The following is a 12,804-nucleotide window of genomic DNA, read 5'->3' on the forward strand; positions in this document are numbered from 1 at the left end:
GCAGCTACTCAAAATAATTGGATAACTTCTGTCCCTGACTATTTTTCTTTATTTCCTTTAACAGTGTACCGTTCGAGAGTGCTTCGACCTTGAATTCCAGATCATCATAGATCGACAGCACATTCTTCCGTGATTCTGACACTTCGATCAGAATCTTTCGCGCCCGGTTACTGATGTTTTCTAATTCCAATTCCGCAGAGCTGATCAGGTGCTTCGCCTCGGTTTGGGCTTCTTCGATCGTGCGATTCGCTTGCTTCTTCGCGGAGATCAGCACTTCGCCGATTTCTTGTTGGGATTGCACGACTTCTTTTTTCAGCTGTTCGTTCTTCTCAATCAATTCCTCGACCTGTTTCTTGGCTTGGATCAATTCGAGGCTTTCCTCTGCGTCTTTTTGTTCCTTTAGCTTACTTAATTCGACTTGGGCATCCGCTAAGCGGCTCGCCAGTCGTTCCTTTTCAGCTTCCAGCTGTTCCAGCGCACTCGTCTTTTCCTCAAGCTTTGCGATTTCTTCATGCGCATCGAACAAGGCACTGTTGAGTGCTTCTTTTTCCACCACTAATTGTTCTAAGTTTTCAGTAGTTTCTTCCTGTTCATTTGCTTGTTCTTCAGGCATTTGTCCTTGCTCGACAACCTCCATTTGTGATTCCTCCATTTTATTTTTACGCACCTGTTCGGTATCCGAATCTTGTTGCTCAGCTGCGTTTGTTTCTTGAGTTAATTGTTGCATCGTTGCTTGATAGACCGCATTTTCTTCTTTTAGCCGAGCCATTTCTGCTTTCATTTTCTTGTAGTCTACAAGCTCTTGATCTCTTTGAGCGAGCACTCGGACTAAGACTTCATTTTCTGCCAGAAGCGCTGCTTGCTCCTGCTCATTTTTTTGATTGATCGTCTGGAGCTGCTGGTAATCCTTCTCCAGCTCCAAATGTTCTTGCTTAAGTTGATCAAGCTGCTGTTGAGCCTGCGTTGCTTCGCCTCTAAGCTGTTTTAATGCTGTTTTCTTTTCCCGATTTTTTTCTTGGGACTCTTGGTAGTTGTTTTGCACTTCTTCCAATTGTTGGGTTAAACTATCCAACTCTTGAAGTTTATTTTTGTGTTCTGAATCTTCTGTACTGACCTGCTCGATCGTTTCCGTCAGGTCTTTTTGTGTTTCTTCTAAATCTTGTTGTGCTTCTTCTAATTTTTGCTGCACTTCACTTAATTGCTGTTGAAGCTGTTCGACGGTACTCTCTGTCTCTTCTCGGTCGTTCAGCTGCTGTTGAAGTTGTTCATTTTTTTCTTCTAGTCCATGCTTTTCTTTTGCTAGTGAGGCAAGCTTGACTTGCCATTGCTCCTCTTGATCATTTAACTCTTCTGGCATTCGTGTTCGCTCAAAATCCAACTTTTCCTTCAATGTCTCGTTTTCCAGCTCCAGCTCCTGAAGACGGCCAGCCGTTTCTTTTTTTAACGCAGCCAATTCTTCCTGAACGTGCTGCTGTTCGCTTGCTTGTTTCTCTAAGTGATCCTGCTGACTCACTTCTTCTTGCGTTTGGATCAATTCATCCAGCACACCTTGTGAAGGTTCAGTCTCCTCACCAGCAGAATTCTGAAAATTCTTGGTTTCGTTATACAGCTCTTCTGCTTGAAGTTCCTCTTCAGAAATATCGTTGATAAAATCTTTCAACGCTTTGGTTGAAAGCCACTTGTTCTTTTTCTGTTTATCTGCCATTTAGCCTTTCCCACCATCATTCTTCAGATTTTGCTCAGAAACGTTTGTTTTATTGAATGAATCACTCGATTTTTTGCGAGCGTAATTCACGTGGTACACCACTTTTTTGTTTTTACTATCGGAGGTGATCATCCGAACCTGGATATCTGTCAAATCAGAAATCGCTTCGGCTTCGTTAACAAACCCATCGATATTTTTTTTGATGGTTTCCTGACTTGCAGAATCAGCCATCTGTCCGTTTAACTGAAGAGTCAACGTATGAGGAACAGACAATGAAACCGACGTATCCGTAGAGCCAAAATATTGAATGGTCCTTTGAGAAATGGCTGTTTCAATCTGATTCTGTAATTTCGCGTCCTTCGTTTCATCACTTAATTTTTCCCACGCATAGTCCTTGAGCCCCACACCCGCTGCTGGATAATTCTTTAAGGGCAGACTTGCGATCAGTTGCTTCTGTTCTTGTTCCAAATAAATGATACGCTCGGTCAGCTTATTCGTTTGCCTTGCCATCGTTTGCTGATCCTTGGCTAGAAAATAAAAAGCGCTGAGTAAGATCATCAGAGCAATCCCGACGCTCAAACAAGTCACCAATAAATAGCGAATGTGCTTGGCTTGTTCGACTTTTCTCAGATATTTCACTTTTCTGCGAAATAACGGCGTTTGATCCGGCTCTTTTTGAATGGCAGAAAATCGCAGATCGAAACTGATTCGCAGGAGCGTCAACACGACCGCTGCGAAAACAAAGAGAGCACTCACACTTCCTAGTAGGATCATCATGGACTTTCCGCCTCCCTTTTCAATAAGGATGGGAGATGAAATTGGACCGTGCCTTCAATTTCATTTTTATTAACAAGTCCAAAGGTGCGACTGTCCTTCGACACATCGATATGATCTCCAATCGTAAAATAGAAGCCTTCCGGAATCTTCGTCAACTCCTGAAAACCCTCCGAGACCGCCGGCGAGAGCTGAAAGGTGTACGTCGTTTCAAAATCGCCTTCTTCTCCGATATTCAAAATCATCCGATCATTCCGGATAAACAGCGTATCCCCCGGCATCCCGATCACGCGCTTCACAAATTTGCCTTCTTCTCCTTTAACGGAAAATGCGATCACGTCATACCGAAGGATCGAGCCACGCCGTTTGACCAACACCATGTCTTTTTCTGTCAGCGCCGGACTCATAGATGTTCCAGAGATCGGATGAAAACTATATTCTCTACGAACTAATAACGAGGAACCGATAATCACCAGCAATAACAAAATAGTCAAGATCGTAAGCACAAGGCTTTTACCAATCGACCGTTTTGGAATGTCTTCCTTTTTCGTTTGACGTGAGTGCACAGTTGCCATAAGTTGCGTTGCTCCTTTTCTTACTTAGCTTTTACATATGAGACTTGGTCAGATGTGGCTAAGGCATTATCGATTACACGATACGAAATGACCGTACCGCCATAGACGTTCCCTTCTGAAATCAAGATTCCTTCCGGTCGCACCACTTCCACAAAGGCCACATGTCCATAGCGTGCATCTGATCCAGCAACACCTGGTTTAAAAGAAATCAACCAGCCGGCTTTGGGTTTTTGACTGACTTCATAGCCTAATGCCTTGCCTTTAGTCGCCCATTCGCCACCATTGCCCATATAGTCATCGACTGATTTGCCTAATTGCTTCACGCGATTAAAGGCATACCACGTACATTGACCGACTGGATAGGAGCCTGAGCTGTTATAATCGATACCATTGTAATCAGGGTATTTCATCCGACTGCGGTATTCTTCTGGAATTTCGTCTTTGCCTTTAATAAAGACCCCAGAATTTCCTTCAGTTGTTTTAACTTGGTCATACTGTGTTAAATGGTACAAAGCGATAATCGAGTTCAGCTTTTGACCATACGTTGTATCCGTCGCATAGGTACCCGTTAAAGCATTCGTTGTCCGTAGATAATTCTTTGCCGTTGAGCGCCACGTCTGTTGGTAATATCCCGCGTTTCCTGAGATTCCGCCACGTAATAATTCCACATAGTCGCCTAAAGATGCTGCATAGTTTGGATATTTACGAAACGCAGAGTTGATAGAATAGAGTTCGCCATTTCCACGATCTTCTTGGGTTGCCATCGACACTGCTTGTCCTTGGTAGGTACCTTTAATCCCAAACAGATTATAATTTGGTGCTAGAGATAAACTGCTAGTACCAGAACCACTCTCTATTAATGCTTGCGCAATCATGACAGAAGCGAAGACATCGTATTCTTGTCCTAACTTTCTAGCATCCTCTCCGACTGTTTCAATGAAGCTTTTCGCGCCTTCATTTTCGGTAAAGTTCATAGCTGCCGGATACTCTGCCAACGTTTGTTCGCCATACTCCGTCAAGTTTACTTCTGGTAATTCTTGAACCAACAGGTCCTCTTCCAAATCAATGGATTCGACAACGACTTGGCGTTGGGTTTCTTTTTTGGTCTCTTCTGCATCTGAAGAGTTATCTGTCTCTCTCTCAATCTCCACATCATCGACGGTTAGGTAATACTCTTCGCCGATGTAGACACCTAACAAACTATTCTTCTCTTTTTTCTTTTGATACAACAGACTGCCTACCGTGAGTTCTTCCGGTGCTTTTTCTGGTGTCCCTGTAATTTCTCGTTCGAATAATTGCTGGTAAAGCTCGGTTGCCATGTCCTCAGCACTATAGGTTTCTTCTTGTTCAGTTCCAAGCTGTTTGATCCCTTCATAGATCAATGCCGCATGGTTTTTGTTTTCAAAACTGCTTAATAGTGGTAACTCGAACCCTTTCAAGTCCGATTGGGCGACTTCGGTCGTTTTCAGTTCACTTGGCAAGTTCAAGCTGCTAGTTCCCGCAAATGCTTCGGGCACGGTCGGCGTAAACCCAGAACTGGCTTGCACACTGGCATACTCAGGTGTGATTGGCGCTGCCGCTGCGGGAGAACTTGGAACCACAGGTGTTGGCGCTGGTGTCACGGACTGTATTGGCTTTTCTTGACTTTGACTCGTAGACGACTGTGCTGGTGCCGAACTGTTCGGCGTAGTCGTACTTGGTTTGGTGCTGCTTGGTTTTGACGAACTACTATTAGATGAATTACTTGGTTTTGTACTGCTCGACGTTGTTGTACTTGAAGTCGACGAACTGCTTGAAGGCTTCGTAGAACTTGAGTTACTAGCACTAGACGACGCTGTTGAACTGGTATTGGTCGAAGAATCTACCGTACTACTTTCAGAAGGTGCTGGCTCCGAGGATGTCGGCTCTTCTGACTCTGTTGTTCCAGACGGTTCCGGTGTTTCTACCACAGGAACTTCCGGCTGTTCTTCTGCTGGCATTTCTTCAACTATTTCTGGAACAGGTGCTTCCACAACAGGGGCTTCACTGCTTTCAGGAATAGAGACTGCACTTTCTATCGTGCCTGTTTCTACTATTAAAGAAGATTCTTCTGGCAGTTCACCCGCTTTTAGTACGCCGCTTCGCAGACTGGCGAGTCCGCCAATGAAGACAAGTACCCCGCAAACACCCACAACTAGTTTTTTCATGAATTGGTTTTCCTTTCTCACATCATGGTTTCAGTACTAATGAATCAGACTGAAAAATAATATCGGCAATAAAAAGAAGAGAAACATCGGAACCATTGTTTGAAGCGGTTCTGAGACGAATTTTGCCGCAATCAACATCGCAAACTGTTGAAAAGGACTGACTCTTCGTTTGTTCAAGAGCTTTTTCGGCGCTTCTTGGGCCTGAGCTTTTACACCGACTTCTTTTAGTAATTGTGTACTGGCTGTCTCGATTGGTTGGACACTCGACAGCTTGCCTTGAACGACGCGGCGGTAGATCGTGCCTATATTGCCTTCACATCGAAGCAGCGTCAAGAGTTGTTTCCCATCCTTTGCCTTGTCCTCAATATAGGAAACCTCGGTCTCTTCGATTACCTTATTCACACTCACATCATAGGTATAGATATCTTTAAAATCGGTAATATACATCTTGTCTCCGAGCGATAGGTTCTTAATCCGATGAAGCAGCACATCCTGTTCAAAAATATTGTGTGCTAACAAGACATAGTTTCCTCTGCCAAGCTGTTGATCTGCCCGATAGGTCGCCGCCCCGGTCAAGAGGTTTTCATTGGCGAGCCCAGCCAATACAGGCAGATCAATATCGACCTTTGGGATCTGTAATTTTCCGATCCCCCAATTATTCGTTGTTTCATAACTGTTTCCTCGCGCCTCTGCATAGTTCGCCACATTGACACTGGCGATCTGCTTTTCCGCGTAATTGGCGCGATTGACTTTATCCAAGTTGAAGGTGCTTAGCTGTTCGGTTTGTCCAACATCCACGGCACCTAACGAGGTATCTTCCTGCATCTGGACATAACCGTAAACCGCAATACTCAAGACCGTTAACATGGCGACAAAGATCAAGACAAAATAGATCTTCGTTAATGTAAACAATCGCCGTAGTCGTTTCCGTGCCTTATAGACCACTAATGGGTCATCCGAACGGAAGCGTTTGACATGGAAGCGATAGATCGACACCAAGATCAGGAACAATAGGAAGTTGATCACTAAGGTCGCTAAGACAACATTTTGGTAACTCCATAGATTTCGTTTTCGAACTTTTTGTTTTTCTGCATCTTTATATGGGATTCGATGCCCATTGACTAACAATCGATAGGTATTGATCCCCGGCGGAGTACAGGTCAGTAAGGTCACTTTGTCTTGGCCTTCCACGATCTTGACTTTGTCCGACTCACTAGGCAAGATCTCTTCAAAGGAATCGATTTGATACGCCAAGCGTTTGCCGAGAATATTGATATAAAAAAGATCGCCTTCTTGTAAATTCTTCACATCGGTAAACAGGATCTGATTCTTTACGCCGCTGTGCCCCGTGATCACGGAGCGGGTATTCTTTCCGCCAATTGGAATCGATGTGCCTTCCAAATGGCCCAGACCTTTATCCAAGGTCTTAAACGACGTTCCATGGTAAAAAGGCATCTTTTCGATATCAATCGCTGGAATATCGATCGTTCCCATCACGTTAGACTCATTTTTGATGATGCTTTTGTACGCGATCGGGTCTGGGTGATGGCCCTGTTGTTTGTCAAAGACATATTGATTGTAGAGTTTCGCCAATTCGTACTGTTGGGCTTTCTCTTTTTTGGACATCTTCTTTAAGGCATTGTCATAGCTGGTACTGGCTGAACTTCGTTCACGATTGGCTAAATAATTACCCACGATTGGATAGAGCAGCACAAGGATTCCCGCCACGATCATAAAAATGGCGAACCCCATGACAAGATTACTGCGTTTGGTTCGTTTTTGGGTTCCTTTGTTCTTCATGGCGTGTCATCCTTTACAGAAATTAGAAAAGAAAGAGCAACTCAAAGATCCCGAGTTACTCTTCTTCGTCGTCATTAAAAATCAAACTTCTTCGTTTTCATAACTCGGAAACCAATCAGAGCCATGATGAGAATGAAGCTTAAAACGAGTAGCAGCGAGTGATACGAACCGATGGTTCCACTTGTTTGCGGGAGCCGTTCCTTGTTGGCGGCACTGGCTGCATTGGTAGTCGTGCCAGCAGTATTGGGCAGGTCTTTCTTCGGATTCGTTGGATCAGCGGCCGTCTTCACCCCAGATTTCGGGTAAAGATAGACCTCTGATAACGCTTCTCCGGTCCGTTGGGGCAGCGGCAATTCTAAGATTACCGGCTCCATCGTTTCCCGCAATTGTTCATGTTCTTTTTCGACTACGCGATACATCCCTTGTGCCAAACCGGGAAAGTATGCCGTCCCAGTGGCATCGGTCGTAACCGTAGTAGAGTAAGCATCGTCACCGATGATATCTTCAAAGGTATTCGTACCTTGAACCGGCGACACCCGTGTGACTTCATAGGTGATCCCGGCAAGTGGGGCTAGTTGATTGCCCTTGGCATCTTTGACTGCCTCAGCTTTTGTCCCATCTAAGGGCAGTTGATTGGTCAAGATCTCTGGATCTTCCAGCTTGTACTTGATGACAGAGATCGAATACCCTTCGGCTTCTTCTGCCGCAATACTTCGAGTCGTTCCAGCGATTAGACCTCCCAGCATCAGAAGAAGGCTAAACGCAGTTATCAAAAATCGTTTCATCACTTATCCTTCTCCCTTCCTGCTAGGTTGGCGATAATACCAGTACAGACCCCCAAGTCCAAGAATTCCCATACCGCTGACGATGATCAGTAACAGAAGCATCGGTCCAGTACCACCAGTAAATGGCAGATCGGTTTTCTTGTCATCTTCTTGATAGACTTGGATCGTTTGATTGCCTTCCGTGATCGTGACCTTGATCGGTGATTTGATCAGTTCATACCCTTCCGGTGCTTTGGTTTCGATCAACGTATGTTCGCCTGGGAACAATTTGACAAAGCTCAAATTCCCACTTTCATCAGTCGTTTCCTTCGCAAATGGCGATGACGCATCCCCTTCGTACACCTCAAACTCCGCATTTTTCAACGGCGTTCCAGTCGCTTTTTCTGCTTCACTTAGTTTTCCATCACCGTCACCATCAATTGCCGTTCCAGTCGCAAACTTGAACAGGCGAATCGTGGATGGTCGGACCAAGCCAAGGTTGACGTGTTCTACATGATTCTTCGAATCCGTAGCACCTAAGCCCGCCACCTCACTTAAGATCGGCTGTGCAAAGTCCTTGGTTTTATAGGTCGTCTGATCTGCTTTGGAGTTCAGACTCTCATCACTGCCGGCCTCTTTCTTAGTGACCCGAAACTCTCGTTGGACCACCTTGTCGCCAATCACAAACTCTGCAAGATAGTTTCCTTCTGGTAAATTGTTAAATTGATACTTCCCGTTCGTGTCAGTTTTCACCAATGAATTTCCCGAGGGATCAATAAACTTCTCACCTGTTAAACTTTCCTCTACTAATTTGTTCGTATAGGAAGGAACTTCTAAACTGGTTCGATACAATTTCACTGGAATATCCTTAGCCCACTCTTCAGCACCGCCAGCTGGTTTGTTTCCAATGAGACCATCCAAGTTATCGTCGTACCAAGCCACACCAGATAGATCACGTCCATAAACTCGTACACTACTTGGGACACCTTGAACATGTTGTGGGACCCTAGAGTTTAGAGCTGGCGAATTGACATATTTATCCCCTGCTTGTTGACCATCTGGTCTCAAAGTTATCGTTAAGGCCATGTCTTCACCAGGATCCAACTTATCATAAACCGCGATGATTGCTTTGGCGTTTTTCAAAACTTCCATGTTCGAACCTAGCTTGTACCAACTGCTAGTTAATATGACATCATTGGGATCAGTATTGACCCCCACACCACTACTAGTTCTATACCAGATAGTTCCTGGAACACTTCCCGGCATTTGTTTGACCTCAGTCACTGAATAGCTTCCGTTAAAATCCGTTCCTCGTTGATCCCCGTTGAACGGTAAAACATCCAAGACTCGAACATCATCCATAGGTTTCGTCGAATGATTCTTAAAGGAAATCGTATACGTAAAATCGGTTGGATTGGTATCCGACGGTTTCGCCGGATCAATCTCGTTCCCACTTTCAATGTATGGTTTATCCACGACCTTATCTACCACAATCACCCCAGAATTCGTGACGGTTGCGTTTGCTGTACTGGTTCGTAATTGTTCATCAGAAGTATCTCGAACATTTTTGTCTTCCTCTAACCAGACATCCGCAACTACTTTTCCATCTAACTGGGCCGAATTACTTATGAAGGTTAGTTTTGAAGAGATAATACTCGTGTCAAACGTTACCTTCGGATTATAGGTACTGCCTTCAGCCGTATAATCCAATACCCATTTCAACGTCCATGTACCATCAGCATTTTCAACTCTGGATGATGGGTCAGGTAATGGATTTCCTTGATAGTCTTTTGCCGTTTCATCTATATATTGCGTTTCTTTTGGGATAGTAACTGCAAATTGAACTTTATGTTTATTCTCTGAACCACTTTCTACTTTTCCATCCACCGTCCATTTGACTATATCATTCGGTGAATATACCTTTTCATCAGTTGAAATCGTTGGGCGGATGGTCATTCCAGCAATATAGAGTGTGTCTCCCCAATCCGAAGTTGGGCTATGAGAAGTTTGAAGAATTCCTTTATCATTATATGTCGTTGGTCTGTAATCAACCATGCTGTCAGTTGGATAACTCTTAGATAGTGTTTTACCATCTATTTCAAAATTAAATACATTGGTCAAAAATATATTAGCATTACCCATGCTATCTGCAGCACCAATTTTTCCATTAGCTATTAAAGGAACATGAATTCTTGGATATCCACTTCCTGAAGAATCAGTGACTTTAAATAGTGTTTTTATTGCCACAATTTCTCCATTAGCTAAAGCCTCTTCAGGTGTAGAATACCAACTATATTCCTGATCAATATCATCATTTTTTCTTAATGTCATATCAGGAAATTTAGAACCCACGCCATAAAAAAGCTTTTGAAGATTTCCACCATTCGATTTATCCACTATTCTTCTAGAATTGTCATAAGTTACACTATTCGCATTCCATCGACTATACATTATTGATGTATCAGCTGCTATATCCGTATATGCAGAGTAAAAACTTCCCCATATTTTATTTCCTTGTGTAGTAATGCTGTCTCCAGCACTAGCATAACCCCTACTGGAATCTGGATTTGTACTTAATCCTGCTGTTGCTGAATTTAAAGTCGCTGAATACGTTTTAATTGTACCTGGCCACTTTTTATCCCAAATCATATTTAATGTAGACTCAACCTTTTGGTCTACCTCTTTCTCTACACCCTCCTCTACAGTTTTATACTTGATTTTGTTTACGGTCAATTTGTAGTTTATATTTCCGTTTACACCAGGAAATCTATTTAAATACTCATAAGGAAATAACACTTGCATCGCTACAACAGAAAACGGCTCTGCATTACTAGCCATCTGCGTACCTGATAAAAGCCACTTATTCTTCCCCACACTAATTGGTATATAATCCTGATTTGAAACAGCTATGCTATAATCACTATTATTTGTTACAACTGGGTTTCCTGTGTCATATATCCCAATACCTGTTGAGTATCCTTGACTCGGCGGAAATGTCCCCCTTGTATATCCCACTGGAGTAGCTAACCCTTGTCTAATTATTGGATTATATATAGTTTTATAAGAATCAAATTCTGAAGTAAATTTCCTTTTAGAATTCATATCCCAACCAGGTAAACCGTCATAAGTAATCACCTGCATAGGATTGTTATCCACTCCAATAACCAAATCTTTACTTTTCCCCGTATTCTCATTGGTATAAATCATTTGTTGCTCTATCTTATACTCTATACCACCTACAGGATACGTACTACCCTTGATAGAAGTTAGATCGCTTCTTCCAGGAAGAGGTTTTAGTTGAACATACGCTCCAACATTCGTAATCATTGTGTGAGGTTTATCTGTCGATCCAGTTGTTTTTTCAAAATTACTCATACGATTTGGCGTCCATGCCATCTTCACATCAACTAGTGGTTTCGCACTAATAGTTACTTTGGTTTGTTCTGCCAACTCAGGCTTAACAGTGCTATCAATCTCTTGATTTATTTTTACTTCGCTGCCATCTTTTAAAGTGGCACTTTCTATGACCAGAGTGAACTTAGGATTCAATTCCCAGCCATTTACTCCACCTTTTACTTCAATTGTTTCACCAAAGTATGCCTGAATACCTGAACCTTTTTCGGCTGTTTGATAAGTCGATCGAATGGATTTTTTCGTTCCATTTCCTGTATTTACCAGAGTCCCATTTGAGAATTCTGCTACTTGTCGAACTTGTCCAGAGGAGTCCTTTCGCCAAGCATCTGGTAACTCTATATCTAAACGGATTCGAACTGACGCGTATTTTTCGTCTAAAGTAGAAATTCCCAGTGTTAATTCATAAGAGACTTCGTCAAACGTTCGAACAATATCATTAAGTTCATCTTTGTCATAACCAGGCTCATTTCCTATTTCTTTGTCAAAGGGTTCGGTCCCAGTTTTTTTCCCAACATCGACAGTCACTTTAAACGGGTCTGTCATACTCGCCGCTTGCGGTTTGATCGCTGCTTTTTCTGCTGCGGGTTCTTTTGCTTCCTCTGTGGTCTCTTCATTTTCAGTAGTCGTTGGTTCCGCGGGTTCTTCCTGGTTCTCATCACTTACTGGTTCTTGAGATTCTGGTGCTTCAGGAATCTCAGGTGGTGTTTCTGTCAGCTGTTCTGTAGCTTTGAAAACCACGATCGGTTGTTTCAAATTTGTATCTGTTAACGAAGCCAGATTCACTGTTTGTTTTTTCTTCGTCAAACGAGTGATCCGAACACGTTGAGTTTGCTCTTTTTCTAATTCAAAATAAAAACTTCCTTTGTCGTCAGTTTCGCGAACTTGATAATAAGGAAGCCGCTTGTTTGTGTCTTCGGTTGTCTCTGCTGTTTCTGTTGTTTTGGTTGTTTCTTCCTTTTTTGCTTCGTGACTGTCGCTTGTGTCCGTTGTTTTCAAACGCTCTTTAAAGAGTTTTAATGCTTGACTCTTCTTCACGTCAGAGGAAGCCAATTGTGGATACGTGGTTTCTTGACCTTCTTCATCCAAAGGTGTCACAGAAACGGTGTCATCATAGGGCAGTTCAAAAATATCGGTTTCTTTTGCCTGAAGGGTCAGCTCAACGGTTTCTTTCTCCGTCGTCAAAGAATCATTTTGAACCGCTTCATTTCCCACTGTTACACTGACCAATGCGTCAGGCGTTGATGCTTTTAGCGCTTTTCCATGGTAATAGAAGAAAAGAACTCCTATTATCAACACGACAGGAAGAAGGAGGGGGACCATGCGTTTTAGTTGGTTCGGTTTTCTCATCGTCTTCCTTTCCTTTCCATCATCTCTTTACAAGACGATATGTCAGCTATTGAATAAAAGCTTCTATTCAATAGATTGATACGAAGGATCGACTGTTTAGGAAGATCCTTCGTAAGCGGTATTCGTTGAATCATTCGTCGCTGATCACTCCAGGCTTAGGCGTGACGACGTTTCTTTTCAATCGCCATTGTTGCTGTACCTACAACGATCGCACCTAATGCAATCACGATCATCAAAGT

General features: G+C 43.1%; 7 protein-coding genes. All 7 read right to left on the minus strand.

What is annotated here, in order from left to right:
- Nucleotides 1–4: 4 nt before the first annotated feature.
- The 7 genes from FFR60_RS05165 to FFR60_RS05195 all read right to left on the minus strand — a co-directional run bounded on the left by FFR60_RS05165 (nucleotide 5) and on the right by FFR60_RS05195 (nucleotide 12,565).
- Entirely contained in the window at nucleotides 5–1,705 is a 1,701-nt protein-coding gene (locus FFR60_RS05165; RefSeq protein ID WP_137663323.1) for a coiled-coil domain-containing protein, read from the minus strand.
- Nucleotides 1,706–2,482 carry an MFS transporter gene (locus FFR60_RS05170; RefSeq protein ID WP_137663324.1) on the minus strand — a complete coding sequence of 259 codons (777 nt, stop codon included), beginning with the start codon at nucleotides 2,480–2,482 and terminating at the stop codon, nucleotides 1,706–1,708.
- Nucleotides 2,479–3,054, minus strand: a complete 576-nt coding sequence (gene lepB, locus FFR60_RS05175) for a signal peptidase I (protein WP_137663325.1) — start codon at nucleotides 3,052–3,054, stop codon at nucleotides 2,479–2,481. The genes FFR60_RS05170 and lepB overlap by 4 nt, the downstream gene beginning before the upstream one ends.
- A gap of 20 nt (nucleotides 3,055–3,074) precedes the next feature.
- The gene (locus FFR60_RS05180; protein ID WP_137663326.1) at nucleotides 3,075–5,240 is read right to left on the minus strand and encodes a glucosaminidase domain-containing protein; all 2,166 of its coding nucleotides are present in this window, start codon (nucleotides 5,238–5,240) and stop codon (nucleotides 3,075–3,077) included.
- 36 nt (nucleotides 5,241–5,276) lie between these two features.
- Nucleotides 5,277–7,040, minus strand: a complete 1,764-nt coding sequence (locus FFR60_RS05185; RefSeq protein ID WP_137663327.1) for a sortase family protein — start codon at nucleotides 7,038–7,040, stop codon at nucleotides 5,277–5,279.
- 74 nt (nucleotides 7,041–7,114) lie between these two features.
- On the minus strand, nucleotides 7,115–7,825 hold the full coding sequence (locus FFR60_RS05190; protein WP_137663328.1) for a pilin N-terminal domain-containing protein: 711 nt from the start codon (nucleotides 7,823–7,825) through the stop codon (nucleotides 7,115–7,117).
- Nucleotides 7,826–7,828: 3 nt separating this feature from the next.
- Nucleotides 7,829–12,565, minus strand: coding sequence for a prealbumin-like fold domain-containing protein (locus FFR60_RS05195; protein WP_137663329.1), 4,737 nt, complete (start codon nucleotides 12,563–12,565; stop codon nucleotides 7,829–7,831).
- Nucleotides 12,566–12,804: the final 239 nt, after the last annotated feature.

Origin of the sequence: Enterococcus hulanensis (genome assembly GCF_005405485.1) — a bacterium.
Taxonomy (GTDB): domain Bacteria; phylum Bacillota; class Bacilli; order Lactobacillales; family Enterococcaceae; genus Enterococcus_A; species Enterococcus_A hulanensis.

Bases quoted from the DNA above. Each gene is read 5' to 3' on its own strand.
- FFR60_RS05165 (WP_137663323.1), bottom strand. From the start codon at position 1,705: ATGGCAGATAAACAGAAAAAGAACAAGTGGCTTTCAACCAAAGCGTTG.
- FFR60_RS05170 (WP_137663324.1), bottom strand. From the start codon at position 2,482: ATGATGATCCTACTAGGAAGTGTGAGTGCTCTCTTTGTTTTCGCAGCG.
- lepB (WP_137663325.1), bottom strand. From the start codon at position 3,054: ATGGCAACTGTGCACTCACGTCAAACGAAAAAGGAAGACATTCCAAAA.
- FFR60_RS05180 (WP_137663326.1), bottom strand. From the start codon at position 5,240: ATGAAAAAACTAGTTGTGGGTGTTTGCGGGGTACTTGTCTTCATTGGC.
- FFR60_RS05185 (WP_137663327.1), bottom strand. From the start codon at position 7,040: ATGAAGAACAAAGGAACCCAAAAACGAACCAAACGCAGTAATCTTGTC.
- FFR60_RS05190 (WP_137663328.1), bottom strand. From the start codon at position 7,825: ATGAAACGATTTTTGATAACTGCGTTTAGCCTTCTTCTGATGCTGGGA.
- FFR60_RS05195 (WP_137663329.1), bottom strand. From the start codon at position 12,565: ATGAGAAAACCGAACCAACTAAAACGCATGGTCCCCCTCCTTCTTCCT.